The organism is Rhodococcus maanshanensis NBRC 100610 (assembly GCF_001894865.1).
Lineage (GTDB): Bacteria > Actinomycetota > Actinomycetes > Mycobacteriales > Mycobacteriaceae > Rhodococcus_G > Rhodococcus_G maanshanensis.
Map to the genome: position 1 here is coordinate 14365 of NZ_BCXA01000055.1, position 23528 is coordinate 37892.

At 70.4% G+C, this 23528-nt stretch carries 21 protein-coding genes; 12 read left to right on the plus strand and 9 right to left on the minus strand.

Translation table 11 applies throughout. The features are described 5' to 3' along the window. The first annotated feature begins 9 nt into the window (after window positions 1-9). The 6 genes from RM1_RS23095 to RM1_RS23120 all read left to right on the plus strand — a co-directional run bounded on the left by RM1_RS23095 (window position 10) and on the right by RM1_RS23120 (window position 6126). Complete coding sequence (locus RM1_RS23095; RefSeq protein ID WP_072753996.1) at window positions 10-606, plus strand: PadR family transcriptional regulator; 597 nt, start codon at window positions 10-12, stop codon at window positions 604-606. Between the two features lie 75 nt (window positions 607-681). Next, window positions 682-2091 (plus strand): MFS transporter, encoded by a 1410-nt coding sequence (locus RM1_RS23100; RefSeq protein WP_083576916.1) that lies wholly within the window; start codon window positions 682-684, stop codon window positions 2089-2091. A gap of 33 nt (window positions 2092-2124) precedes the next feature. Then, on the plus strand, window positions 2125-2946 hold the full coding sequence (locus RM1_RS23105; protein WP_072753978.1) for an enoyl-CoA hydratase/isomerase family protein: 822 nt from the start codon (window positions 2125-2127) through the stop codon (window positions 2944-2946). Between the two features lie 46 nt (window positions 2947-2992). Further along, window positions 2993-3754, plus strand: coding sequence for a crotonase/enoyl-CoA hydratase family protein (locus tag RM1_RS23110; protein ID WP_072753979.1), 762 nt, complete (start codon window positions 2993-2995; stop codon window positions 3752-3754). Between the two features lie 2 nt (window positions 3755-3756). Beyond that, entirely contained in the window at window positions 3757-5112 is a 1356-nt protein-coding gene (locus RM1_RS23115; RefSeq protein WP_343286938.1) for a DUF1254 domain-containing protein, read from the plus strand. Between the two features lie 39 nt (window positions 5113-5151). Continuing rightward, window positions 5152-6126 (plus strand): adenosine deaminase, encoded by a 975-nt coding sequence (locus tag RM1_RS23120; protein WP_072753980.1) that lies wholly within the window; start codon window positions 5152-5154, stop codon window positions 6124-6126. Here RM1_RS23120 and RM1_RS23125 read toward each other — a convergent pair. Then, the gene (locus RM1_RS23125; protein ID WP_072753998.1) at window positions 6123-7292 is read right to left on the minus strand and encodes a thiolase family protein; all 1170 of its coding nucleotides are present in this window, start codon (window positions 7290-7292) and stop codon (window positions 6123-6125) included. The genes RM1_RS23120 and RM1_RS23125 overlap by 4 nt on opposite strands. A gap of 166 nt (window positions 7293-7458) precedes the next feature. Further along, entirely contained in the window at window positions 7459-8772 is a 1314-nt protein-coding gene (locus RM1_RS23130; protein ID WP_072753981.1) for a D-arabinono-1,4-lactone oxidase, read from the minus strand. Window positions 8773-8848: 76 nt separating this feature from the next. Here RM1_RS23130 and RM1_RS23135 point away from each other — a divergent pair, with 76 nt between their 5' ends. Together RM1_RS23135 and RM1_RS23140 are read left to right on the plus strand one after the other, a co-directional pair. Further along, complete coding sequence (locus RM1_RS23135; protein WP_072753982.1) at window positions 8849-9505, plus strand: TetR/AcrR family transcriptional regulator; 657 nt, start codon at window positions 8849-8851, stop codon at window positions 9503-9505. 75 nt (window positions 9506-9580) lie between these two features. Next, on the plus strand, window positions 9581-10759 hold the full coding sequence (locus RM1_RS23140; RefSeq protein WP_072753999.1) for an amino acid deaminase/aldolase: 1179 nt from the start codon (window positions 9581-9583) through the stop codon (window positions 10757-10759). Here RM1_RS23140 and RM1_RS23145 read toward each other — a convergent pair. After that, window positions 10756-14208 carry a TM0106 family RecB-like putative nuclease gene (locus RM1_RS23145; protein ID WP_072753983.1) on the minus strand — a complete coding sequence of 1151 codons (3453 nt, stop codon included), beginning with the start codon at window positions 14206-14208 and terminating at the stop codon, window positions 10756-10758. The genes RM1_RS23140 and RM1_RS23145 overlap by 4 nt on opposite strands. Window positions 14209-14278: 70 nt before the next feature. Continuing rightward, on the minus strand, window positions 14279-14782 hold the full coding sequence (locus RM1_RS23150; protein WP_072753984.1) for a uracil-DNA glycosylase family protein: 504 nt from the start codon (window positions 14780-14782) through the stop codon (window positions 14279-14281). Between RM1_RS23150 and RM1_RS23155 the strand changes: the two genes are divergently transcribed. After that, window positions 14781-15542, plus strand: coding sequence for an SIR2 family NAD-dependent protein deacylase (locus tag RM1_RS23155; protein ID WP_072753985.1), 762 nt, complete (start codon window positions 14781-14783; stop codon window positions 15540-15542). The genes RM1_RS23150 and RM1_RS23155 overlap by 2 nt on opposite strands. On the opposite strand, the gene RM1_RS23160 is transcribed toward RM1_RS23155, so the two are convergent. Then, entirely contained in the window at window positions 15539-16177 is a 639-nt protein-coding gene (locus RM1_RS23160; protein WP_072753986.1) for a hypothetical protein, read from the minus strand. The two genes, RM1_RS23155 and RM1_RS23160, sit on opposite strands and share 4 nt — an antisense overlap. A gap of 61 nt (window positions 16178-16238) precedes the next feature. Here RM1_RS23160 and RM1_RS23165 point away from each other — a divergent pair, with 61 nt between their 5' ends. From RM1_RS23165 to RM1_RS23175, 3 genes are all read left to right on the plus strand, one after another. Beyond that, window positions 16239-16853, plus strand: a complete 615-nt coding sequence (locus tag RM1_RS23165) for an alpha/beta hydrolase (protein WP_072753987.1) — start codon at window positions 16239-16241, stop codon at window positions 16851-16853. Beyond that, the gene (locus tag RM1_RS23170; protein WP_072753988.1) at window positions 16850-17605 is read left to right on the plus strand and encodes a maleylpyruvate isomerase N-terminal domain-containing protein; all 756 of its coding nucleotides are present in this window, start codon (window positions 16850-16852) and stop codon (window positions 17603-17605) included. Before RM1_RS23165 ends, RM1_RS23170 begins: the two co-directional genes overlap by 4 nt. 175 nt (window positions 17606-17780) lie before the next feature. Further along, a complete protein-coding gene (locus RM1_RS23175; protein WP_072753989.1) occupies window positions 17781-18566 on the plus strand; it encodes an ESX secretion-associated protein EspG in 786 nt (261 codons plus the stop codon). A gap of 187 nt (window positions 18567-18753) precedes the next feature. Here RM1_RS23175 and RM1_RS23180 read toward each other — a convergent pair whose 3' ends face one another. The 4 genes from RM1_RS23180 to RM1_RS23195 form a co-directional block, all read right to left on the minus strand. Beyond that, complete coding sequence (locus RM1_RS23180) at window positions 18754-20541, minus strand: AMP-dependent synthetase/ligase (protein ID WP_072753990.1); 1788 nt, start codon at window positions 20539-20541, stop codon at window positions 18754-18756. A 170-nt stretch (window positions 20542-20711) separates the two neighbouring features. After that, window positions 20712-21338, minus strand: coding sequence for a phosphoribosyltransferase (locus tag RM1_RS23185; protein WP_072753991.1), 627 nt, complete (start codon window positions 21336-21338; stop codon window positions 20712-20714). 46 nt (window positions 21339-21384) lie between these two features. Further along, window positions 21385-22182, minus strand: a complete 798-nt coding sequence (locus RM1_RS23190) for a carbon-nitrogen hydrolase family protein (protein ID WP_072753992.1) — start codon at window positions 22180-22182, stop codon at window positions 21385-21387. A gap of 55 nt (window positions 22183-22237) precedes the next feature. Then, entirely contained in the window at window positions 22238-23521 is a 1284-nt protein-coding gene (locus RM1_RS23195; protein ID WP_083576914.1) for a TrpB-like pyridoxal phosphate-dependent enzyme, read from the minus strand. Window positions 23522-23528 lie beyond the last annotated feature (7 nt).

The following is a 23528-nucleotide window of genomic DNA, read 5'->3' on the forward strand; positions in this document are numbered from 1 at the left end:
GGGGTGAACATGGCGGCCACGGCGTTGACGCCCCTCGGGATCACCGTGCTGGCGCTGCTGTTCGAGCGGCCCATGCATCCGTACGAGATGTACCAACTGCACGTGACGCGACGCGACGACAGGATCGTCAAGATCAGGCCGGGCTCGCTTTACCACACAGTGGAGCGGCTCGAACGCCAGGAACTGGTCGCCGTCGTCGGTACGGAGCGGGCAGGCAATCGCCCGGAGCGCACCACCTACTGCGTCACCGACGCCGGGCGTGCGGCGCTCACCCGGTGGGTGGGCGAGACCCTCTCGACCCCCAAACCGGAGTACCCGGCGTTCCCGCTGGCGCTTGCCGAGGCGCACAACCTCGACGCCGACAGTGTGTGCGCCGCCATGGCCGAACGGATCGGCCTCGTGGAGAAGGACCTCGCCGAACTCGACGCGCTGCGCCAGGTGGCGGTGTCCAAAGAGATCCCGCGGGTGTTCTGGTTCGGCTTCGACTACCTGCGTGCTCTCGCGGTCACCGAGGTCGAGTGGCTGCGCGGGCTGATCGACGAGATAGAGAGCGGCGCACTGCCGTGGCACACCGACAGGCAACACTGCGAACTGGCGAAGGGCTGACACGTGACCGAGATCAACCAGAACGCCGAGATCAAACAGTGGCCCGCGCTATGGGCGCTGTGTCTGGGCTTCTTCATGATTCTGGTGGACTCCACCATCGTCGCGGTCGCGAACCCCGCGATCATGGAGGACCTGCAGACCGACATCAACAGTGTCGTGTGGGTGACCAGCGCCTACCTGCTTGCCTACGCGGTCCCGTTGCTCATCACGGGCAGGCTCGGTGACCGCTTCGGTCCCAAGAACCTCTACCTGCTCGGGCTCACGCTGTTCACCGCGTCTTCGCTCTGGTGCGGCCTGTCCGGCAACATCGAGATGCTCATCGTCGCGCGCGTGTTCCAGGGCTTCGGTGCCGCGCTGATGACCCCGCAGACGATGGCCGTGATCACCCGGATCTTCCCGCCGGACAAGCGCGGTACCGCGATGGGGCTGTGGGGCGCGGTCGCCGGTGTCGCCACCCTGGTCGGCCCGCTCGCGGGCGGCGTCCTGGTCGACGGGCTCGGCTGGCAGTGGATCTTCATCGTCAACGTCCCGGTCGGCGTCATCGCCTTCCTCGCCGCGTGGCGGTTCGTGCCGTCCCTCCAGACCCATCAGCACCGTTTCGACATCCCCGGGGTGATCCTCAGTGCCGCTGGCATGTTCTTCCTGGTCTTCGGTCTGCAGGAGGGCAACACCTACGACTGGTCCGCGCTGGTCTGGCTGTCGATCGTCAGTGGTCTGATCCTGCTCGCGGTCTTCATCTGGTACCAGTCGTGGAACAAGAACGAGCCACTGCTGCCGCTGGGACTGTTCAAGGACCGCAACTTCTCGCTGGCCAATATCGCGATCACCTCGATGGGCTTCTCGATCACCGCGATGGTGGTGCCGCTGATGTTCTACGCGCAGGCCGTCCGCGGGCTCTCGCCGACCGGTTCGGCGTTGCTGATGGTCCCGATGGCGGTGCTCACCGGTGCATTGGCGCCGAACGTCGGCAAGCTGGTGGACCGGATGCACCCGCGCTACATCGCCGCACCGGGCTTCCTTATGCTCTCGATCTCGCTCGCCTGGCTCGCGTTGGTGATGAAGCCGCACGTCGCGATCTGGGAGCTGCTGCTGCCCATCGCGCTGATGGGCGTGGCGAACGCCTTCATCTGGTCGCCGCTGGCCGCGACCGCCACCAGGAACCTGCCGATGAACGCGGCAGGCGCGGGCTCCGGCGTGTACAACACCACCCGCCAGGTCGGTGCGGTGCTCGGTAGCGCAGGCATCGGCGCCCTGATCACCTCGCGCCTGACCGCCAACGGCGTGCCCACCGGCGGTGCACACGAGGCAGGCGGCGCGATGCCGAGCTTCATCGTCGACGGCTTCAGCACCTCGATGGCACAGGCGGTGCTGCTGCCCGCGGGTGTGCTGTTGATCGGTTTCGTTGCCTCGCTGTGCTTCTCGCGCCCCATCCGGGAGGGCGACCAGCCCCCGGTCGAGGCCGAAGAGGAGCGCGTCCAGGCCTAGGCCGCGCGGGCTCGGGTGTGGCAGGCTGACGCCATGACAGCGTCGTTCCCGCCCGCCAGCCCCGAGCCCGCCAAGCCGACCCGGCTGGAGCGCGTCACCACGGACGCAGGCGCCGAGATCGCGGTGCTGACGTTCGCGCACGGACCGCTGAACCTGTTCGACAAGGCCATGTTCGACGCGATCACCGCCGACGTGGACGCGCTGAGCGCGGCCCCGCCGCGTGCGGTCTTGCTGCGCGCCGAGGGCAAGGTCGTCTCCGGCGGCGTCGACGTGCACGTCTTCGAGGGCTTGAACACCGAGCAGGGCGCCGAGCTGTGGCGGACCCTGTTCGCGGAGATCATCCACCAGATCGAGGCCCTGCCCTGCCCTGTCGTGTATGCCGCGCACGGGTTGACGCTCACCGCCGCCTTCGAGATCGCGCTCGCCTGCGACATCATCCTCGCCGGGCCAAAGGCCAAGTTCGGGCTCGTCGAGACGGTGGTCGGGTTGACGCCGTCGATGGGCGGGCCGCAGCGGCTCGCCGAGCGCGCCGGTTCGGGCAGGGCAAGGGAACTGGTGATGACCGGCGATCTGTACGACGCAGCGACATTGGCCTCATGGGGGGTCGTCAATGCGGTGCACGATGATGTCGACGCGGCCGCCCGCGCCCTGGTCACGAGGCTCGCGGACGGCCCGACCCGAGCGCACCACGCCACCAAGCAGATCATCGAGGCCTGGCGCTCGGGCGGTGTCGCACATGCGGACTCGATCACCCCTGAGGTCTCGGGCGAGCTGTTCGGGACCGAGGACCTCGCGGGTGCGGTCCGCAGCTTCCTCGACGTCGGACCAGGAAAGGCCACCTACACGGGGCGCTGAGCGCGGAGTCGGCTCGCGTCGGCGCGGTAGCGCCTAGGGTGGGCGCATGTCTGATGAAGTGCTGCTCGAACGTCGTGGCCGCATCCTGGTCATCACCATCAATCGCCCCGAGGCGCGCAACGCGATCAACGCCGCGGTCAGCAACGGACTCGCGGCCGCGGTCGACGAACTCGACGCCGATGCGGACCTGTCGCTCGCCGTCCTGACCGGTGCCGGGGGCAACTTCTGCGCCGGCATGGACCTCAAGGCGTTCGTCGCGGGCGAGAACGTGATCGCCCCCGGCAAGGGGCTCGGGTTCACCGAGGCGCCGCCCCGCAAACCGATCATCTCCGCCGTCGAGGGATACGCACTCGCAGGCGGCACCGAGCTGGTGCTGGCGACGGACCTGGTGGTCGCCTCCTCGGAGGCGCGGTTCGGCATCCCCGAGGTCAAGCGGGGACTGGTCGCGGCCGGTGGCGGACTGCTGAGGCTGCCGAAGCGGATTCCGTACCAGAAGGCGCTCGAATTGGCGCTCACCGGAGACAGTTTCACCGCCGAGGAGGCGCACGGCTACGGCTTCGTCAACCGGCTGACCGAACCCGGCAAGGCTCTCGACGGCGCGCTGGAGCTGGCCGAGCGGATCACCGCCAACGGCCCGCTCGCGGTCGCGGCCACCAAGGAGGTGATCGTCAAGTCGTCAGCGTGGACCGACGAGGAGGCGTTCACCCGGCAGCTCGAGCTGATGGGTCCGGTCTTCGCATCGGAGGACGCGCAGGAGGGGGCGATCGCCTTCGCGCAGAAGCGCGCGCCGGTCTGGAAGGGCCGATAGCGGTGCGCCGACGTCGGGTGGCCGTGCTGTCGGCACTCGTGCTGGTGGCCGGGCTACTCGGCGGATGCGCAACGCAGGAACAGGATTCGGCGACGGACCAGGCGGAGATCGCCGCCGACGGCTACGTCTACGGCTATGCCCCGGTCGCCCTGGCCAGGACCAGGGCCAACATGATCTGCCTGCTGCCGGTCAACCAGCTCTACAGCCAGTCCGCCATGTCGGGGCCGGAGACCAGGGTGGTCGTCGCCCCGAACGCGGACACCCTGTACTCGATCGCCTGGCTCGACCTCCGGTCCGGACCGGTGCTGCTGACCCATCCCGAGATGGGGGAGCGGTACTTCGATTTCCAGCTCCTCGACATGTACACCAACGTGTTCGGCAACATCGGTACAAGGGAGACCGGGCAGGCGGCCGGCTCGCACGTGATCGTGCCGCCAGGGTGGCACGGCGAGACGCCCGCGGGCGCAGCGGTGATCGAGTCACCCACATGGGATGCCTGGGTGATCGGGCGCACCCTTGTGGAGTCCGATGCGGACCTCGCCGCGGCACGTGCCGCCCAGCAGCAGTACGCGATGACCGTGCTCACCTCCCCGATCCCGGACGCGCCGCCGCCGTTGCCACCGACCGACTGCGGCAACAACCCGGCACCGCAGGCGATCGCGGGATCCGGCCCGAAAGTCTTCGACGAGCTCTCCGCGATCCTCGCCGCCAACCCGCCGCCCGAGGCGGACGCGCCGATGCTCGAGCAGCTCGCCACCCTCGGGGTGACGCCCGGCGCGACCCCGAGCAGCGGCGAACCGGACGACGTCACGGCCATGGCCGCGGGAGTGGTCCGCGGGGACAAGCAGATCGTCGGGCTCGCGAGCACCTCGTCCGGCGGCGACGGCCCATGGAGCTCGTTGCAGGACGCGGGCCGGTACGGCACCGACTACCTGCACCGCGCCGGGGTGGCGAAGATCGGGCTCGGGGCGAACGTGCCCGAGGAGTCGATGTATTACGTCGCCAGGACCGACGCGGGGGGCGCCGCGCTGCGCGGAGACGGTGACGGCTACCGCCTGCACTTCCCGGCAGACGGGCTGCCGCCGATCGACGAGCGCGGCTTCTGGTCCGTCACCCTGTACGGACCGGACATGTTCTTCGTTGCGAACCCGTTGGGACGCTATGCGATCGGTGACCGTACCCCCGGACTGGTGCGGGGCGCCGATGGCTCGCTCGACCTCTGGATCGGGGCCAAGCCGCCCGCGTCCGGCCCGTCCAACTGGTTGCCCGCCCCGCCCGGCGAGTTCGTCCTCATGCTGCGCTCCTACCTGCCGACCGACCAGTCGTGGACGCCGCCCGCGCCGGAACCGGGGCGTTGACGCGGGATACTGGACGCCTGACGACCTCAGGAGGACACCGTGTCGACCCCGCTCGCCGAGCTGCACATGCACATCGAGGGATCCCTCGAGCCGGAGCTGATCTTTGCGCTAGCCGAGCGCAACAAGGTGGAGCTGCCCTATCGGGACCTCGATGACCTGCGTGGACGCTACGAATTCAGCGATCTGCAGTCCTTCCTGGACCTCTACTTCGCGAACATGGCGGTGCTGCGGACCGAGCAGGACTTCGCCGACCTGGCCCGCGCCTACTTCGCCCGCGCGGCGGCGGGCGGGGTGGGGCACGCCGAGATCTTCTTCAACCCGCAGGCGCACACCGCGCGCGGGGTGCCGCTGCGCGCGGTCCTCGACGGGCTCGGCGATGCCGTCCGCGCCAGCGCGGCCGAGTTCGGTCTGACCAGCGACCTCATCGTCGCGGTGCTGCGGGACCGGCCTGCCGAGGAGGGCATGGCGATGCTCGACGAGCTGCTCGGGCTCGACGTCCCGGTGCTGGGCATCGGGCTCGATTCGGCGGAGGTGGGCAACCCGCCGTCGCTGTTCGAGGACGTTTTCGCGCGGGCCCGCGCCAACGGACTGCGGGCCGTCGCCCATGCGGGGGAGGAGGGCCCGCCGGAGTACATCCGGCAGGCGCTGGACGTGCTCAAGGTGGAGCGGGTCGACCACGGGGTGCGCTGCCTCGAGGACGCCGAGCTGGTGGCGCGCCTGGTCGAGGAGCAGATCCCGCTGACGGTGTGCCCGCTGTCGAATGTGCGGCTGCGGGTGGTCGACACGCTCGCCGACCACCCGCTGCGCACCATGCTCGACGCCGGCCTGCTGGTGACCGTGAACTCCGATGACCCGGCCTACTTCGGCGGGTACGTCGACGACAACTTCGCCCGCCTGCAGGCCGAGCTGGGGCTGACCGCCGAGGAGCGGGAGACCCTGGCCCGCAACTCGATCCGGGCCTCGTTCGCCTCCCAGGAGCGCAAGGCCGCACTCCTGGGAGGCGCGGGGCGTTAGATCCGCTCGTAGATGGTGGCGTTCGCGGTGCCGCCGCCCTCGCACATGGTCTGCAGTCCGTACCGGGCGCCGGTGCGCTGGAGGTGGTGCACGAGGGTGGTGGCCAGGCGGGCGCCGGATCCGCCGAGCGGGTGGCCGAGGGAGATGGCGCCGCCGAGCGGGTTCAACTTGTCCGACGCGGCGCCGGTCTCACGCTGCCAGGCCAGCGGCACCGAGGCGAAGGCCTCGTTGACCTCGAAGACGTCGATGTCGTCGATGGACAGCCCGGACCTCTTGAGAGCCAGCGCGGTCGCCGGGATCGGTCCGGTGAGCATCTTGACCGGGTCGTCGCCGGTGACGACGGCGGTGTGCACCCGGGCGAGCGGGGTCAGGCCGAGCGCCTTCGCCTTCTCCGAGGTCATGATGAGCACGGCCGCGGCGCCGTCGGAGATCTGCGAGGCATTGCCCGCGGTGACGACGCCGTTCTCGCGGAACGGGGCCTTGAGGCCGGCCAGCTTCTCGACGGTGGAGCCGCGGCGGATGCCCTCGTCGGCGTCGACGATCGTGCCGTCGACGGTGACCGGGGCGATCTCGCCTGCGAACGCGCCGTCGTCCTGGGCTCGGGCGGCGCGCTCGTGCGAGGCCACCGCGTACTCGTCGAGCTCGGTGCGCGAGATGCCCCACTGCTCGGCGATGATCTCCGCGCCGACGCCCTGGTTGAACCGGCCGTTGAAGCCGGGCGCCTGCAGCGCGTCCGCGTAGCGCTCGCGGGCGGGGCCGCCCATGTCGCCGGTGCCGGGGACCGCGGACGATCCGAGCGGCACCGCGGACATGATCTCGACGCCGCCGGCGATGATCACGTCGGCCTGGCCGGACACGACGGTCGCGGCCGCGGTGGAGATGGCCTGCTGCGAGGAGCCGCACTGGCGGTCCATGGTGAAGCCGGGGATGGACTCCGGCCAGCCCGCGCCCAGCACGGCCATCCGGCCGATGTTGCCGGTCTGCATGCCGACGCTGTTCACGTTGCCCCAGTGGACGTCGTCGACGACGGTCGGGTCGATGCCGGTGCGGGCCGCGATCGCGCGCAGCACGTGCGCGGACAGCTCGACGGCGTGCACGCCGGACAGTGCGCCGCCGCGTTTGCCGACGGGGGTGCGGACGGCCTCGACGATCACCGCATCACGCATGGTCAACTCGCTCTCTGTCGTCGGCCACAGCCGGATTCGATATTGAATCTAATCATTTACCGGATGAGGCGACGCGAGCCTTCCCGACTGCTGGGAGTCCGGTGGCCGTGGTGTTGCTGCGCGAGGAGGTGCCTGCTCCGACCTCCCCGCGCTCGTCCGGGGCGACCTAGCCGAGCACCTGGCGCAGGTAGGCGTTGTCGAACACGCGGGCCGGGTCGTACTTGTCCCGCACCGAACGGAACTCGTCGAAGTGCGCGTAGGTCGGCTGCAGATCCGCCGCGGTGCGCGAGTGCAGCTTGCCCCAGTGCGGTCGTCCGTCGACGGCGCGCGCGATCGACTCCACGGCGTTGAAGTACTCGGTGTGATCGCGACGGTGGTACTGGTGCACGGCGATGTACGCGGAGTCGCGGCCGTTGGCGGTCGACAGCCAGACATCGTCGGCCGCGGCGAAGCGGACCTCGACCGGGAAGGCGACCCGGAAGTCGGACTTCTGCAGCCAGCCGTCGATCTCGCGGAGCGTCTCGGGGAGCGCCTCGGCGGGGATCGCGTATTCCATCTCGCGGAACCGAACCCGGCGCGGGGAGGCGAACACCGCGTAGTTGCGATCGGTGAACTCGCGCGCCGAGAGCGCCCGCGAGGAGACGTTGTTGATCCGCGGGATCGCGGCAGGGAACCGGGTGGCGAACCGGTTGACGCCCTCGAAAAGGGTGTTGGAGAGCAGCTCGTCGTCGACGTAGCCGCGGATCTTGTTGACGGGGGTGAGCGGGGTGTTACCGGGGAGGCGCGTGTTGTGCTTGGTCAGCACCCGGTCGGTGTGCGGGAACCAGTAGAACTCGAAGTGGTCGACGCCGTTGGCGTGCTCGTCGATCCGTTCCATGGTCTCGCTCAGTCGCGCGGGGGCCTCGACAGCGCGCATGGCGTAGGCGGGTTCGCACAGCAGCGTCATGGATGCGATGACGCCGAGCGCCCCGAGGCCGAGCCGCGCCGCGTTGAACAGTTCGGCGTTCTCCTCGGCGGAGCAGTTCACCACCGAGCCGTCCGCCAGCACGATCTGCAGGCCGCGCACCTGGGTGGCCAGGCCACCGAAACGGGCGCCCGTGCCGTGGGTGCCGGTCGAGATCGCGCCCGCGATCGACTGCACGTCGATGTCGCCGAGGTTCGTCATCGCGAGACCCAGAGACCACAATGTGGGATTGAGTTCGTTCAGTCGGGTGCCCGCGAGGACGGTGACGAGGGCGCCCGATGGTTCCACCGGGATCACGGACTGGATCCCCGTAAGGTTGTCCAGGCTGATCTGCACGCCGTCGGTGACCGCGACCGGCGTGAAGGAATGTCCGGCACCAATGCACTTGACGTGCAAGCCTTCCGCTGCGGCGCGGGTGATCTCGTCACTCAGCTCCGCGACAGTCGCGGGCGCGGCGAGGCGAGTGGGCCGCGCGCTCGCGCAGCCGGCCCAGTTCTGCCAGAAATGTGATTCCATTCACTCACTATCTCCTGGACGATCGTCCAGGTCAACACCTGATACGGAACTTGCTCCGGCGTTCTAGGATCGGCAGATGCTGAATAGGCTTCCTGCGGACGAACGTCGCGCCCAACTCGTCGAGTCCGCGATGGGTATCGCGGAGCGCACCGGGATCAATTCCGTCACCATTCGTGCCGTCGCCGAGGAGGCAGGGGTCTCGCTCGGGGTGGTCCACTATTGCTTCGAGAACAAGGAGGCGCTGGTCGCCGCCATGGGCGAGGCTCTCGTTCTCCAGCTCAGCGGTGCGCTGCGGTACGCGTTCGGCACGGCGCAGGGAGACGGCGACCAGAGCGGCCTGCGTGGCCTGCGCGAGGTGCTGCACAGCGGCCTGTCCAATATGTGGCCGCTCATCGAGATGACGCCGAACCGGCAGCTGCTCACCTATGAGATCACCGCGTACGGGCTCAGGCAGCAGGCCGCGGGCGCCGAGCTCGCCGGATCCATCGCCTCCCTGCAGTACCAGACCATGGACGTCGAGGCGACCGCGTTCCTCGAGGAGACGGCCCGGTACACGGGGACCACCTGGACCGAACCGGTCGAGCACATCGCTCGCTTCTGCCTGGCGGTGATCGACGGCATCGTGCTGCGGTGGCTCGTCGACCGTGACGGCGAGGCGGTGATCGCCCAACTCGACGACGCGGTGCAGATGATCGCCATGAAGGCGGTAGAGGCGGAAACCGAGCAGGGCTAAAACCTGGACACTCGTCCAACTGAGTGGTTGACTCTGGCCATGACCTCGACCCGCGAACGGCTGGACTCCTACGCCATGACCTCCACTCGCGAACGGCTGGACGCCGCTACCCGTGAGCTCGATCCGCCGCTGGCCGCGGTGGACCTGGGCACGCTGCGCACCAACGCCGCGGACCTCGTCCGGCGCGCCGGTGGCACCCCGGTCCGGGTGGCCAGCAAGTCGGTGCGCTGCCGGGCGGTGCTCGAGGAGACCCTTGGCTCCGGGCTCACCGCGCAGGGTGGATTCCGGGGCATCATGTCCTACTCGCTGCGCGAGGCGATCTGGCTGGTGCGGCTCGGCGCGCGCGACGTGCTGATGGGGTACCCGACCGTCGACAGGAGTGCGCTCGCCGAGCTCGCCTCCGACCCGCTGCTGCTCGAGTCGATCACGTTGATGGTCGACAACCCGGCCCAGCTCGAGGTGCTGCACGGCGCGGCGGGCAGCACCTCGGTGCCCGCCCGGGTGTGCCTCGACATCGATGCCTCGCTGCGGGTTGGCCCCCTCCATCTCGGCGTCCGGCGGTCACCGCTGCGGACGCCCGAGGAGGCCGAGGTCGTCGCCCGTGAGGCCAAGCGCCGCGGGTTCGTCGTGGTGGGCGTGATGTTCTACGAGGCGCAGATCGCCGGTCTGCCCGACACCAGCGCGCCGGTCCGGCTGGTCAAGCGCGCCTCCGCGGCCGAGCTCGCGACCAGGCGCTCGGCCGTCGTCGATGCGGTCACCGCCGCCGTCGGCGAGCTGCAGATCGTCAACAGTGGCGGCACCGGCTCGCTCGAGGTCAGCTCCGCCGACAGCTCGGTCACCGAGGTGACGGCCGGCTCCGGGTTGTACGTGCCGACGCTCTTCGACCGGTACAACGCGTTCACTCCGCGCCCGTCGGTGTACTTCGCGTTGTCCGCGGTCCGCAAGCCGACGTCCCGCATCGCCACCCTGTTCGGTGGCGGCTACATCGCCTCGGGCCCTGCGGGTCCCACGCGGGTGCCGACCCCCGTCTGGCCTGCGGGCCTCAAGCTCACCAGGAACGAGGGCGCGGGCGAGGTCCAGACCCCGGTGACCGGTGATCCGGCCGCAGCCCTCCAGATCGGGGACCGGGTCTGGTTCCGGCACGCCAAGGCGGGCGAGCTGTGCGAGCGGTTCAACGAGCTGCACCTCGTCGACGCCGACGGGACCCGCACCACGGTGCCGACCTTCCGTGGTGAGGGGCAGTGCTTCGGCTAGACGTGCGTCCGCATGAACGCGCCCAGCTCCGCCAGGCCCTCGGGCGTGGACGGCAGGTAGCGCGTGAGCGCGGGGGAGCGCACGATCACCGCGCGCCACTTCCCCCGCGACACCGCGACGTTCAGCCGGTTCCTGGACAGTAGGAATCCCATGCCGCGGGGCACCTCGTCGACCGACGACGCCGTCATCGACATGAGCACCACCGCGGCCTCGCGGCCCTGGAACTTGTCGACGGTGCCGACCAGGACCTCGTCGAGCCCCGCGTCGGCGAGGGTCCGCCGGAGCAGGCTCACCTGCGCGTTGTACGGCGCCACCACCAGGATGTCCGACTGGCCGAGCGGGCGGGTGTCGGCGCCGTCGGTCCAGTCCCGGCCGAGCAGCGCCCGTGCCTCGGCGAGGATCGCGGCGGCCTCCTCGGTGGAGCTGGTGGCGTTGCCGTGGTGCTCGATGTACAGCGCCGCGACGCCGGGCTCGACGCCCGCGAGTGCCCGCTGCGTGGTGACCGACTCCTGCGATCGGAGCCTGCCGTCGTAGGACAGCATCGAGACGGCCTCGCACACCCCCGGATGCATCCGCCACGTCCGGTCCAGGAAGTAGCCGAGTTCCGGCGGTAGGGCGCCGTGGCCCTGCGCCAGCCAACCCAGCGCCGACGTGTCGACCGGCTCCGGGTGGGTGCCCTGGCTGACCTGCGGCAACTGCTGCGGGTCGCCCAGCAGCAGGAGGTTGCGCGCGGAGATGCCGACCGCCACGGTGTTGGCGAGGGCGAACTGGCCTGCCTCGTCGACCACCAGCAGGTCGAGGCTGCCGGGCGGCACCCGGTCGGCGTGTGCGAAATCCCATGCGGTGCCGCCGATCACGCACCCCGACTGGTCGTGCTCGGCGAGGAACCCGGGAAAATCCTTGGTATCCAGCTTCGTCCAGGCCGGGTCCGCCGCGAGGCCCGAGCCGGGCTTCTTGGCGACCCGCTCGCCGGGGACGCCTGACCGCACCACCGCATCGAGCATGTTCTCGACCACCGAATGGGACTGCGCGACCACCCCGACCCGCCAGCCGTGCCGGGTGACCAGGTCCGCGACCACCGCGGCGCCGGTGTGGGTCTTGCCGGTGCCGGGTGGGCCCTGCACGGCGAGGTAGGAATCGTCGAGGTCGAGCAGCGCCGCGGTGATCGCGGCCGCGCGCCGGTCGGGATCGGCGGTGGGCAGCGGTGCGCCCGAACGGGTGCGCGGCGGGATCCGGCGCAGGATGTCCACCGCCGCCGTTGCAGGCATCGCAGGCAGCCCGGAGGCCATGGCGGCGGCCTGCTCGGCGATCGCGGCCTCGATGCGCTGGGTCGGCACCGGCCGACCGGGAGCGAGCGCGATCGGCAGCGCGGCGTGCGGTTCCGCGCCCCGTTTCAGCACCTCCTCGACGACCACCACGTCGCGGACCTCGCCTGCCGGGCCGGCCTCCTCGGTGCAGGAGAGCACCGTGACGTCGGTGGTGCCGCGGGTGCGGAGGTCCTCCGATCCGATGCCGGTCGTGGCGTCGTACAGGGCGAACACCTTGTCGCCCGGCCGGGTGGTGGAGCCTGCACCCCAGGAGCCGACGAGCCGGAGATGACGTCGCAGGTTCTGTCGCGGGGTCTTCTTGTGCCAGTCCTCGGGCACGCTCGTCGACCGCGCGACGAGCACGTCCGCGGTGTCCGCCCACTCCTCCTCGGCCCGGACCTGCGCGAGCCGGTCGAAGTGTGCCCACCAGAAGGGCTTTCGCTCACGCCGGTGATAGCCGACCGCGGCGGCCATCAGGGCCGCTGCCTGCTGGTCGTCGGTTCGGCGGCCGGGCAGCGTGTCGCCTACGTACGCGCGCAGCGCCTGCTCGGACGGATCGGGCTCCTCGACCACCGAGACGGCGGTCTGCTGGGGGTGCGCCGTCACCCCGTGCTCGGCGGCGATGCCGAGCAGCCAGTCCCGCAACCGATGCGTGGACACGCAGTCGTACTCGTTGTAGTCGGCGATGTCGCCGAGCAGGGCCTCGGCCGCCGCGGTCCGCCCGGTGTCGCGCAGCTCGCAGTAGTCGGCGTAGGCGACGATCGAGGCGGCGGCATCGGTGACGTCACCGCCGCGCAGCTGCTCACCCATGTAGAGCGGCTCGAGCTTCTTGATCGAGTACGACGGCGCGCCGACCCGGACCGAGCCGCGGACCACCGGGTACAGGTCGACCAGCACGTTCTCCCGCAACAGCGTGTCGACCGCCTCCTCCCCGACGCCGTAGCGGCCTGCCAGGCGCAGCAGGGCGCTCTTCTCGTAGGCCGCGTAGTGGTAGACGTGCATGCCCGGGAACCGCGCGCGCCGCTCGGCGACGTAGTCCAGGAATTCGATCAGGGCGCGGCGTTCCTGCGCGCGGTCGTGTGCCCAGAACGGGCGGAAGGCCCCGGAGTCCGCCTCGACGACGCCGAACAGGTATTCCAGGCCCCAGTCCGGCGACCCGTCCTCGGCCCACATCGGATCGCCCTCGAAGTCGAAGAAGATGTCGCCCGGATCGGGGGCCGGGATCGAGGCGAGCGACCTGGCGCCGTCGATCACCTCGAAAACCGGTGCGCCTGTGCGCTCCTGGCGGACCTGTGCCGCCGCCTGCGCCCGCAGCGAGTCGAAGGTGTACCTGCTCAGCCCCTCGACCGGCACCGACGATGCGGCGAGCGAGTCCAGGTCACCGATGCCGCCGCGGATCAGCTTGTCCCGCTGTGAGGTCCGCATCCCCGCGACCAGCAGCAGGTCGCGCTGTCGGGTCACCTCCGGGGCGCAATGCTCGCAGCGCCCGCACGCCGAGTGCCGCGGGTCAGCCCAGGAGACGGGCCCGCCGTCCTGCCGGTGTCCGTCGAGCACCCGCAGCAGCCCGTCGAGGCGCTGCCGGTACACCGGGGTGATGTCGGCGAGCCGATGCGAGGAGACGCTGTGGTCCCCGAGGACGAGGTGCGCGAGCGGCGCGGGTTCGATCCCGTCGGCGGCGAGCGCGTCGGCATAGGCCGCGAGCTGCAGCAGCGCACTGACGTTGGCCCGCCGTGAGAGCTTCGTGTCGTACACCGCGTATCGGTCGTCCTCGCGCACCAGGAAGTCGCAGAAACCGAGGAACCGGCCGTCGAAGAAGGTGCCCTGGTAGATCACGTCCGCGCCGGCCCGTGCGGCCGCGATGGTGGCCTTGTTGGCCCGGGTCAGTTCCTCCCAGTCCACGCGCGGGCGGTCGATGCGGACCACGCCGTCGCCGAACCGCTCGACGTACCGGTCGAGCTGCCGTCGCTCGTGGGCGTCGCCGAGGGAGGAGGTGCGCGCGAGCATCGGGTCCTCGCCGTCCTGACCGGTGGGCTCGGTCCGTCCCAGCTTGACGTCGAGGCGGCGTAGCAGCGCGTATTCGCAGGCTGCGGCCTGCGACAGGTCGCTGGCGCTGTGGATCAACACGTCGTCGAGGAGGAACACGGGGACGACTATCGCAGACGCCACCGACCGACCCGGGCGAATGCCACCCGGATCCGGCCGTGGTGGTTCGTCAGCCGCGTCCGCCGCAGGCCGCGGAGACCCCGGCCAGTGCCTGCGCTGTCGTCAGCTCGGCGTCGAGCGCGGGATCCTCGAGCGCGCCCCGGTCGGCGGGGTGGTCGATCCCCAGCACCGTCACCGGGCGACCGTCGGCGGGGGTGATCGTCAGTCGGGCGCCGGGTGTGAATCCGGGAGCGGGCTCCGGCGGTACGACGCCCGCTGCCGCCAGTGCACGCAGCGTCGCGTCCCAGCCGGCAGGTCCGAGCGCGACGATCACCCGCACCCACGGGCGGACCTCGGCGTACTCCCGTTCCAGCCACGACGCGTCGCCGACCGCGGAGACGATCCGGGTGCCGAACAGGTGCTGACCGGGCCCGCGCAGCCCGGTTGGCCTGGAGGCGACACCGATGCGGTGCAGCGACCCGGCGATCCGGTCCTCCGCGGCCGGGTCCGGCGCCGGGTCCACGATCAGCAGCTTGGGCAGGGTGTCGCCGTATCCGGGCACAATCGTCGACATGAGCCCTATTGAACCCGATCCGGCGCTGGTCGACGCGGCCCGTACCGCGGGCCGAGTGGTGGTGTTCTCCGGGGCGGGTATGTCCGCCGAGTCCGGCGTGCCGACGTTCCGTGACGCGCTCACCGGGCTGTGGCAGCGGTTCGACCCGACCGAGCTGGCCACCCCGCAGGCGTGGGAGCGCGATCCCGAGCTGGTGTGGGCTTGGTACGAGTGGCGCAGCGCGCTGGTGCGGCGGGTGCAGCCGAACGCAGGCCACCGCGCCGTGGCGGACTGGGCACGGTTCGCCGAGGTGGCCGTGGTCACCCAGAACGTCGACGATCTACACGAGCGGGCGGGTTCCGACGTCGCCGCGCACCTGCACGGCAGCCTGTTCGCGCCGCGGTGCAGTGCGTGCGGAACGGCGGCACACGTCGACGACGGTCCGGATCGGGCCCCGGTGGAACGTCTTTCGCCACCGGAGTGTGCCGCGTGTGGCGCGGCGGTCCGGCCGGGCGTGGTGTGGTTCGGCGAGCAGTTGCCGCAGGTGGCGTGGGAGGTCGCGGAGCGCGCCGTCGAGGGGTGTGACCTCATGGTGGTCGTCGGCACATCCGGGATGGTGTACCCGGCGGCCGAACTCCCGGCGCGGGCGGCCGCGTCGGGTGCGACGGTGGTCGAGATCAATCCGGAGCCAACCGAATTGACCGCCGTGGCGACCCATTCCTGGCGGGCCACCGCGGCCGAGGCGTTGCCTGCGCTGGTGGCGGCCTGCGCTTCGTCCTAGAAGGTCCGCAGCGCCTCACGGCTGAGCTGGTAGCCGTGCCCGGAAACCTCGTTGGCGCAGAGCAATCCGCCCTCGGTGCTCAGGCAGCCGAAGGCGCCCATCCTGATGCTGCTGCCGTATGGCAGCACCTTGCTGCCCCGGGTGACCAGCGGCCTTGGCAGACACACACCCGCGCCGACGCCCTCGTCGGTGAGCATCGCGTAGTCGGGAAACCACTGGCACGGTTCCTTCGCGTTCGCGGGCTTGGCCGCGGAGGGATAGGTGTGGTCGGTGACCTCGCACAGCAGGACGGTCGGCTCCTTCGGCGTCGAGCAGCGGATGTTGCCGCTCGGTGTCGTGAAGTGGAATCCGATGGTTGGCGCGGCGGGGGAGGAGTCGATCTCCTTCGCGTCGTGGTAGGTCTCGGGGTCGACCGCGGACCCGGCGGCGATCCGGGCGGTGTCGGTGGTGGCACCCGGAGTCGGCGGTCGCGTCGGCGCCTGCTCCCCGGAGGTGGCGGGGGCGCCCCAGTCCTCGGCAGCGACCGCCGTTCCCTCGATGCCCGCGCCGCCACACCCGCTCACCGCGAAGCCGATCGTGACGGCGCCGAGGGTGCGGAGGAGGGCGGGGGCACATGCGAGGAACCGTCGCGGCATCGGTCGACTATCTCAGATGATTTCGTGCCGCCGCGCGGTGTGCTGACGGCACAATGTCCCGATGCCATTCTTCTCGGGGGTCAGCGGGCAGGTCCATTATCGATATTGGCCGGTGCCCGATCCGGTCGTTGTCATGGTGTTCCTGCACGGGTTGGGCCAGCACAGCGGTAACTATCACCGGTTCGGACGGGCCATGGCCGCGCAGCGGATCGAGGTGTGGGCCCTCGACCACATCGGCCATGGTCTGTCGGAGGGCGACCTCGGGGTGATCGGTCCGCTGCCGGGACTGGGCGACAATGCCGTGCGGCTGGCCGCGATCGCCGAGGAGCAGAGGCCGGATCTACCGGTGGTCGTGATGGGGCACTCGCTCGGCGCGGCCGCGGCGCTCGCCGCGATCGAGGCGGAGCCGGCGAGGTTTCACGCGGCCGTGCTCAGCGCACTGCCTCGCGTCATCGCCACCAGGCCGCCGATCGCGACCCAGTTGCCGATCCTGGCCCTCCACGGTGTCGACGACAGGATGGCCCCGATCGACCCGGTCCGGTCGTGGGCGGCGGCGCTGCCGACCGCCGCGATGCGCGAGTATCCGGATGCCGGTCACGATCTGCTGCACGAACCGGTGCACCGGGTCGTGACTTCCGACGTCGCGGCCTTCGTGCTGGGTACCGTTCAGGAATGACGCCGGACCAACACCTCGAGACACTGCGGACCGAGGGTCTGCGGCTCGCCGCGATGCCCGCCGAGGCGCTCGACGCCCATGTCCCCACGGTGCCGGGGTGGACCATGGAACGGGTCGTGCGGCATACCGGGAAGGTGCACCGATGGGTGCGGGCGACGCTCGCGGCGGGGCCGGGAGCCGAGATGGACGGGGCAGGGCAGCCGGAGTCGCTGCCGCGTGGCCCGGACTGCCTGCCGGCCTACCGAGAGTCCCTCGAGCAGCTCCTGGCCGAGATCGCCGCCCACGACTTCGACCGCGGCGCACCGACGTTCGCGGGGCCGGGCACCGTCGGGTTCTGGGCGCGCAGGCAGGCTCACGAGGTGGCGGTACACCGGGTGGACGCGGCCGACGCCCTGCACGCCGCGGGCGGCCCCCCGCCTGCCGACATCGCCGCGGAGTCGGCCGCGGACGGCGTCGACGAGTGGGCCCGCCTGATGTTGGTCCGCGCCATGCCTGCCGATCGGATCCCGCCGGAGCTGCACGGCAGGACCGTGCACCTGCACGGCACCGACACCGAGGATGCAGAATGGCTGCTGCGGTTCGGACCCGACGGGGTCACCGTCGAGGCCGGGCACGCCAAGGGCGATGTGGCGGTTCGCGGCACCGCGCAGGAGCTGCTGCTGACGATGTGGCGGCGGCGACCGCTCGCAGCACTCGAGGTGTTCGGCGATGTCACCGTGGCGCAGCGTTTGGTGGATGCGGCCCGGATCTAGCCGGGCGAGCGTCGAGGGTGGAACCGGTTCGGGCGCTTGTGCGTCCAACCGGAACAGGGGACGTAGTCGGGATGGACAGTAGGGATGGAGTGTCGATGGCGACCTCGGACAACTGCAACGAACTGAACGGCGTCCTGTCGGCCTTCGTCGCTCCGGTGCCGGGGGTCTGAGCCGGATGCGGTGGAACCTCAGCCCGGACGAGTTCGACCACGCCTGGCGCGAGGCCGGACACGACGGGTTCCCGTACCCGCTGGAGGTGCGTCGCACCGTCGACGACGGTGCCGCTCACGCGCGCCTGCTCTCCGATTGGTACGAGGGCTATCGCTCCGCGGAGCTCACCGTGGCGCTGGGAATTCTCGCGAAACCGTCCGTGCGAGTGGAGATATTCGGGGTGGAGGGCGGCGCCGCCATCAGCGACGGCCTGCCTGCCGCGGTCAGCGACGGGCGGCTCGCCGCCGAATGGGATGGTCGGCCGGCAGCTGTGGTCCGGGTGCTCGGGTGCGCGAGCGAGCGCACCTCCGTGGTGGTGGCGCAGCGACCAGGGCTCACCGCGGACACCGGCGGCGACCTGGCGATGTGTCTCGGCGGGGGAGACACGCTGGCCCAGCGCATCGTGGACATGCTGCCGGGGGCCGAGGCGGGTGGCAGGAGACCGCTGAGGGCTCCGGTGTCCGAGGTTCGCGGCGGCCGCCGGTCCTCACTCTTGGTGCCGGTGCGCTCGGCGACTTCGGCGGCACGTATCCGAGCGCTGCTGGACCTACCGCGGAACGGGGTGGGGCAGGTGACCGTGACCACCGGGCTCGACCAGGACGCGTCGTCGGCGAGCCGGGCGTTCAGCTGGATCGACGTGAGCGGTGACGGTCGGTACCTGGTGCGGACCGAGTCCGCGGTCGAGATCCGGCCGCTCTCGGTCGCCGACTTCACCGCGGAGCTGCGCGCGGATCTGCCGGCGACCTACTGAGCGTCGATCAGGTCATGATGACCGCGTCGGCCGAGCCGAGCGCGAGCGCGAGGTTGTTGAAGAACGTCGTCACCGGGTCGTACACGAGTACGTCCTGCGGGTTGAGCATCTGGCACTCCTCCTGATAACCGAATGGGTCGTCCCCCCGATCGGGGGGACGACCCATTCACTCATGACCGGGGACCGCTCAGGAGTAAATGGCCTCGATTGCTGTCGCGAACTCCTGGTGGATGATGTTGCGCTTGAGCTTGAGGGTGGGGGTCAGCTCGCCGGTCTCGACGGTGAAGTCCACATCGAGGATGCGGTACTTCTTGATCTGCTCCGGGTTGGAGACCTTCTTGTTCCCCTCGGCGACCGCGGCGTCGATCTCGGCGACCAGATCGGCGTGCTTGACGATCTCCGAGATCGGGGTGTCCGCGGCGATGCCGTTGCGCTCGAGCCAACCCGGCAGGGCCTCGGGGTCGATGGTGATCAGCGCACCGATGAACGGCTTCGCGTCGCCGACGACCAGGCACTGGCTGATCAGGGCGTGGGCACGCAGCGCGTCCTCGAGCACGGCAGGGGCGACGTTCTTGCCGCCTGCGGTCACGATGATCTCCTTCTTGCGACCGGTGATCGAGACGAAGCCCTCCGAGTCGATGGCACCCAGGTCGCCGGTGTGGAACCAGCCGTCGCGGATGGAATCCGCGGTGGCCGCATCGTTGTGCCAGTAGCCGCCGAACACGACCGGGCCCTTGACCAGCAGCTCGCCGTCCTCGGCGATCTTCGCCGCGTGCCCGTTGATCGGCTTGCCGACGGTGCCGACCTTCTGGGCGGTCGTGGTGTTCACGGTGATCGCGGCGCTGGTCTCGGTGAGGCCGTAGCCCTCGTAGATCGGGAGGCCGATGCCCCGGAAGAAGTGGCCGAGACGCGCGCCGAGCGCCGCGCCGCCGGACACCGCGCGGTCACACTCGCCGCCGAGCGCCGCCCGCAGCTTGCCGTAGACCAGCTTGTCGAACAGGGCGTGCTTGAGCTTGAGCCCGAGGCCCGCGCCGCCGGTGTCCTGGGCCTCGCTCCAGGCGATGGCGGTGTCGGCGGCCTTCGCGAAGATCTTGCCCTTGCCGCCGTCCTCGGCCTTCTGCTTGGCCGAGTTGTACACCTTCTCGAACACGCGCGGCACCGACAGGATGAAGTTCGGCTTGAACGCGGCGAACTGCTCGAGCAGGGTGCTGATGTCGGCGGTGTGGCCGACGGTCACCTTGTTGTCGAAGGCGCCGAAGGAGATGGCGCGGGCGAACACATGCGCCAGCGGCAGGAACATCAGGGTGCTCTGGCCCTCGTACATCGCGTCGTCCAGCGCGATCTTCACGGCCTTGGACTCGGCGTAGAAGTTCGAGTGGGTGAGCTGGACGCCCTTGGGGCGGCCGGTTGTGCCGGAGGTGTAGATGAGCGTGGCGGGGGAGGAGGCGTTCACCTGCCCGCGGCGCTCGTGCAGCTCCTCGTCGGTGATGGCGGAGCCGCGAGCGGTGAGCTCGTCGAGGGCTCCCGCCTCGATCTGCAGCATCTCCCGCAGCGCGGGGGCGGCCTCGGCGACATCCTTGACGGTGGCGGCGTGCTTGGCGGTCTCGACGACCAGGATGGAGGTGGCGGAGTCCTCGAGGATCCACTGGGCCTGGTCGGCCGAGGAGGTCTCGTAGATCGCGACGGTGCAGCCGCCCGCGGTCCAGATGGCGTAGTCCAGCACGACCCACTCGTAGCGGGTGGCGGACAGGATGGCGACGCGATCGCCGAGCGCGATCCCGGAGGCCATCAGGCCCTTGGCGACGCCCTTGACCTGCGCTGCGAACTCGGCCGCGGTGACGTTGACCCAGGCGCCGTCGACCAGCCGCTTGAAGGGTACGTGCTGGGGGCTCTCCTTTTCGAGGCGGAACACCGTATCGGCCATCGAGATGTCTTCCGGGATGGAAAACGACGCCGGAACTTCGAACTCTCGCACTGTGACCCCTCCAGGTACTACTGACGTGTGGAGTGTGCATTGGATCACATCCGTGACCGGTATGCACTCTCAAGGCTGTCCGGATTGCGAGGGTTCGCCCTCGCTCGTGGGGAGTACATGTAACTCCGAATATCGTGATCTGCAGGTTTTTCGCCGGGTTGAGGCGAAGATCACGTTTCGAGCAGGTCGGTCACCTCCTGGTCCGTGAGCTGGTGGAAATCCCGGTATGCGCCGCCGACACCGCCGAGCCAGCGCGGGACCAGCGGGCAGATCACCTCGTCCGCTTCCTTCTCCAGCCGCGCGACCGCCTCCTCGGAGGAGACCGGCACCGCGACCACGATGCGTGCGGCCCGCTCGGCCCTGGCCACCCGGCAGGCGACCGCCGCCGTCGCACCGGTGGCCATGCCGTCGTCGACGATCACCACGGTCCTGTCCCGCAGCGGGATTCGCCCTCGATCGCCACGCAGGACCCGGGCGCGTCGCTCGAGTTCGCGGCGCTCCCGCGATTCGACGGTGGCCAGTCCGAGCGGACTCATCCCGGTCTGCGCGAGGACGTCGTCGTTGAGCACCCGGATGCCGCCCTCGCCGAGCGCGCCCATCGCGAGTTCCGGCTGCCACGGCACGCCGAGCTTGCGGACGAGGATCACGTCGAGTTCGCCGCCGAGCTCGTGCGCGACCTCGGCCGCGACCGGCACCCCGCCCCTTGGCAGCCCGAGCACGAGCGGATCCGCGTCGCGCAGGTGGCCGAGCGACTCGGCCAACGCGCGACCGGCCTTCGCGCGGGTCTCGTACAGCATCCTGTCTTCGACGCTACGCCGATCGAGAGCCTCCGGCGCCCGTGCTTCAGCGTTCGGTGATGCCGAACCGGCGCAGCTCGAGCGCCGGGTTGGTCGCTCGCACCTGGGCAATCCGCTCGGCGGTGGCCTCGGCCCGCGCGGTCCCGACCTGATCGCCGAGGGACGCGAGCACCACGCCCATCGGGTCGACGATCATCGAGTTACCCGCGCCGGTCCTTGCGCTCTGGTCGGCGGCGGCGACGTAGATGGTGTTCTCGATCGCCCGCGCCCGCACCAGGGTCGTCCAGTGGTCCTCCTTGAGCGGCCCCGGCACCCACTGGGCAGGCAGCAACAGCACGTCGGCGCCCGCGTCCACGATCCGCCGGGTGACCTCGGGGAATCGCAGGTCGTAGCAGGTCTGCATGCCGAAGCTGAGCCCCTCCACCTCGAAGGTCGCCGGATCGTCGATCGCCCCGGCGCGGAAGAACTCGGATTCGCGGTAACCGAAGGCGTCGTAGAGATGCAGCTTTCGGTAGACGGCGGCGATCCGGCCGTCGGGAGCCGCCGCGACAAGGGTGTTGGAGACCCGCTCGTCGCCGTCGAGCGCCTCGTTGATGCCTGCGATCACGTGCACGCCGAACTGGCCGGCGATCTCGAGCATCCCGCCGACGAACGGGCCGTCCAGCGGTTCGGCGGAGGACAGGATGCGTTCGTCGGTCGGCGGCGCGGTGAACATGGCGTACTCGGGTGCCACCACCAATTGCGCGCCGCGCGAGGCCGCCTCGCCGACGAGGTTCCGCAGCGTCAGGTGGTTCTCCCGCTTGTCCTGTCCGGCGGAGAACTGGGCAACGGCGATCTCGACCATGGCACGAGTATGGCCCAGCCGGTGGGCGCGCCGCGGGCGCGCCCACCGGTGCGTCCTACCCCGTGGAGGTGAGGTTGCCGTCCAGATAGGCCTGGTACGCGGGCAGATCCAGCATGCCGTGCCCGGACAGGCCGATGACCAGGACCTCCGGCTCGGTCAGTCCGCGCGCGTACTCGGCGCAGGCGGCGATCGCGTGCGCGGACTCAGGTGCGGGCACGATGCCCTCGGCGCGCGCGAACAGCACGCCCGCGGCGAACGAGTCGGTCTGGTCGACGGCCTGGCCCTGCACGTAACCCAGCTCGACGGTGTGGCTGAGCAGTGGCGCCATGCCGTGGTAGCGCAGGCCGCCTGCGTGGATCGGGTCAGGGACGAAGTCCTGGCCGAGGGTGTGCATCTTCAGTAGCGGCGTCAGGCCCGCCACATCGCCGTGGTCGTAGCGGTATTCGCCCTTGGTGATCGAGGGGCAGGCGGCCGGCTCGGCGGCGATGATGCGCGTCGTGGCCCGCTCGTGCAGCACCTCGCGGATGAACGGGAACGCCAGCCCGGCCAGGTTGGATCCGCCGCCCGCGCAGCCGAACACCACGTCCGCGTTGGCCTCGCCTGCCGCGCGCAGCTGCTCGACGGCCTCGAGGCCGATGACGGTCTGGTGCAGGACCACGTGGTTGAGCACGCTGCCGAGGGCGTAGCGGGCGTCGGGATCGCCTGCCGCGACCTCCACTGCCTCGCTGACCGCGATCCCGAGCGAGCCGGGGGTGTCGGGGAAGTCGGCGAGCATCTTGCGACCGGACTCGGTGAGGTCGGACGGGCTCGGGTGCACGGTGGCGCCATAGGTCTCGATCAGGTGGCGGCGGTACGGCTTGGAGGCGTACGAGGCCCGCACCTGCCAGACCTCGAGCTCGATGCCGAACTTGGCGCACGCGAAGGACAGCGCGCTGCCCCACTGCCCGGCGCCGGTCTCGGTGGTGATCTTCTTGACCCCGTCCTGGGCGTTGTAATACGCCTGCGCCACCGCGGTATTGGTCTTGTGGCTGCCCACCGGGCTGACGCCCTCGTACTTGACGTAGATGCGGGCCGGGGTGCCGAGCGCCTTCTCGAACTCCTTCGCCCGGATCAGCGGTGCCGGACGCCAGGTCCGATACACCTCGCGGATCGGTTCGGGGATCTCGATGTACTGCTCGGTGGTGGCCTCCTGCGCGATCAGCGCGCTCGGGAACAGTGCCTCGAGGTCGGCGGGCGTGACCGGCTCCCTGGTACCGGGGTGCAGGTGCGGTGGCGGCGGCACGGGCAGGTCCGCAGCGATGTTGTACCAGTGGGTGGGGATCGGCGTCTGCTCGGACACGGGCGCT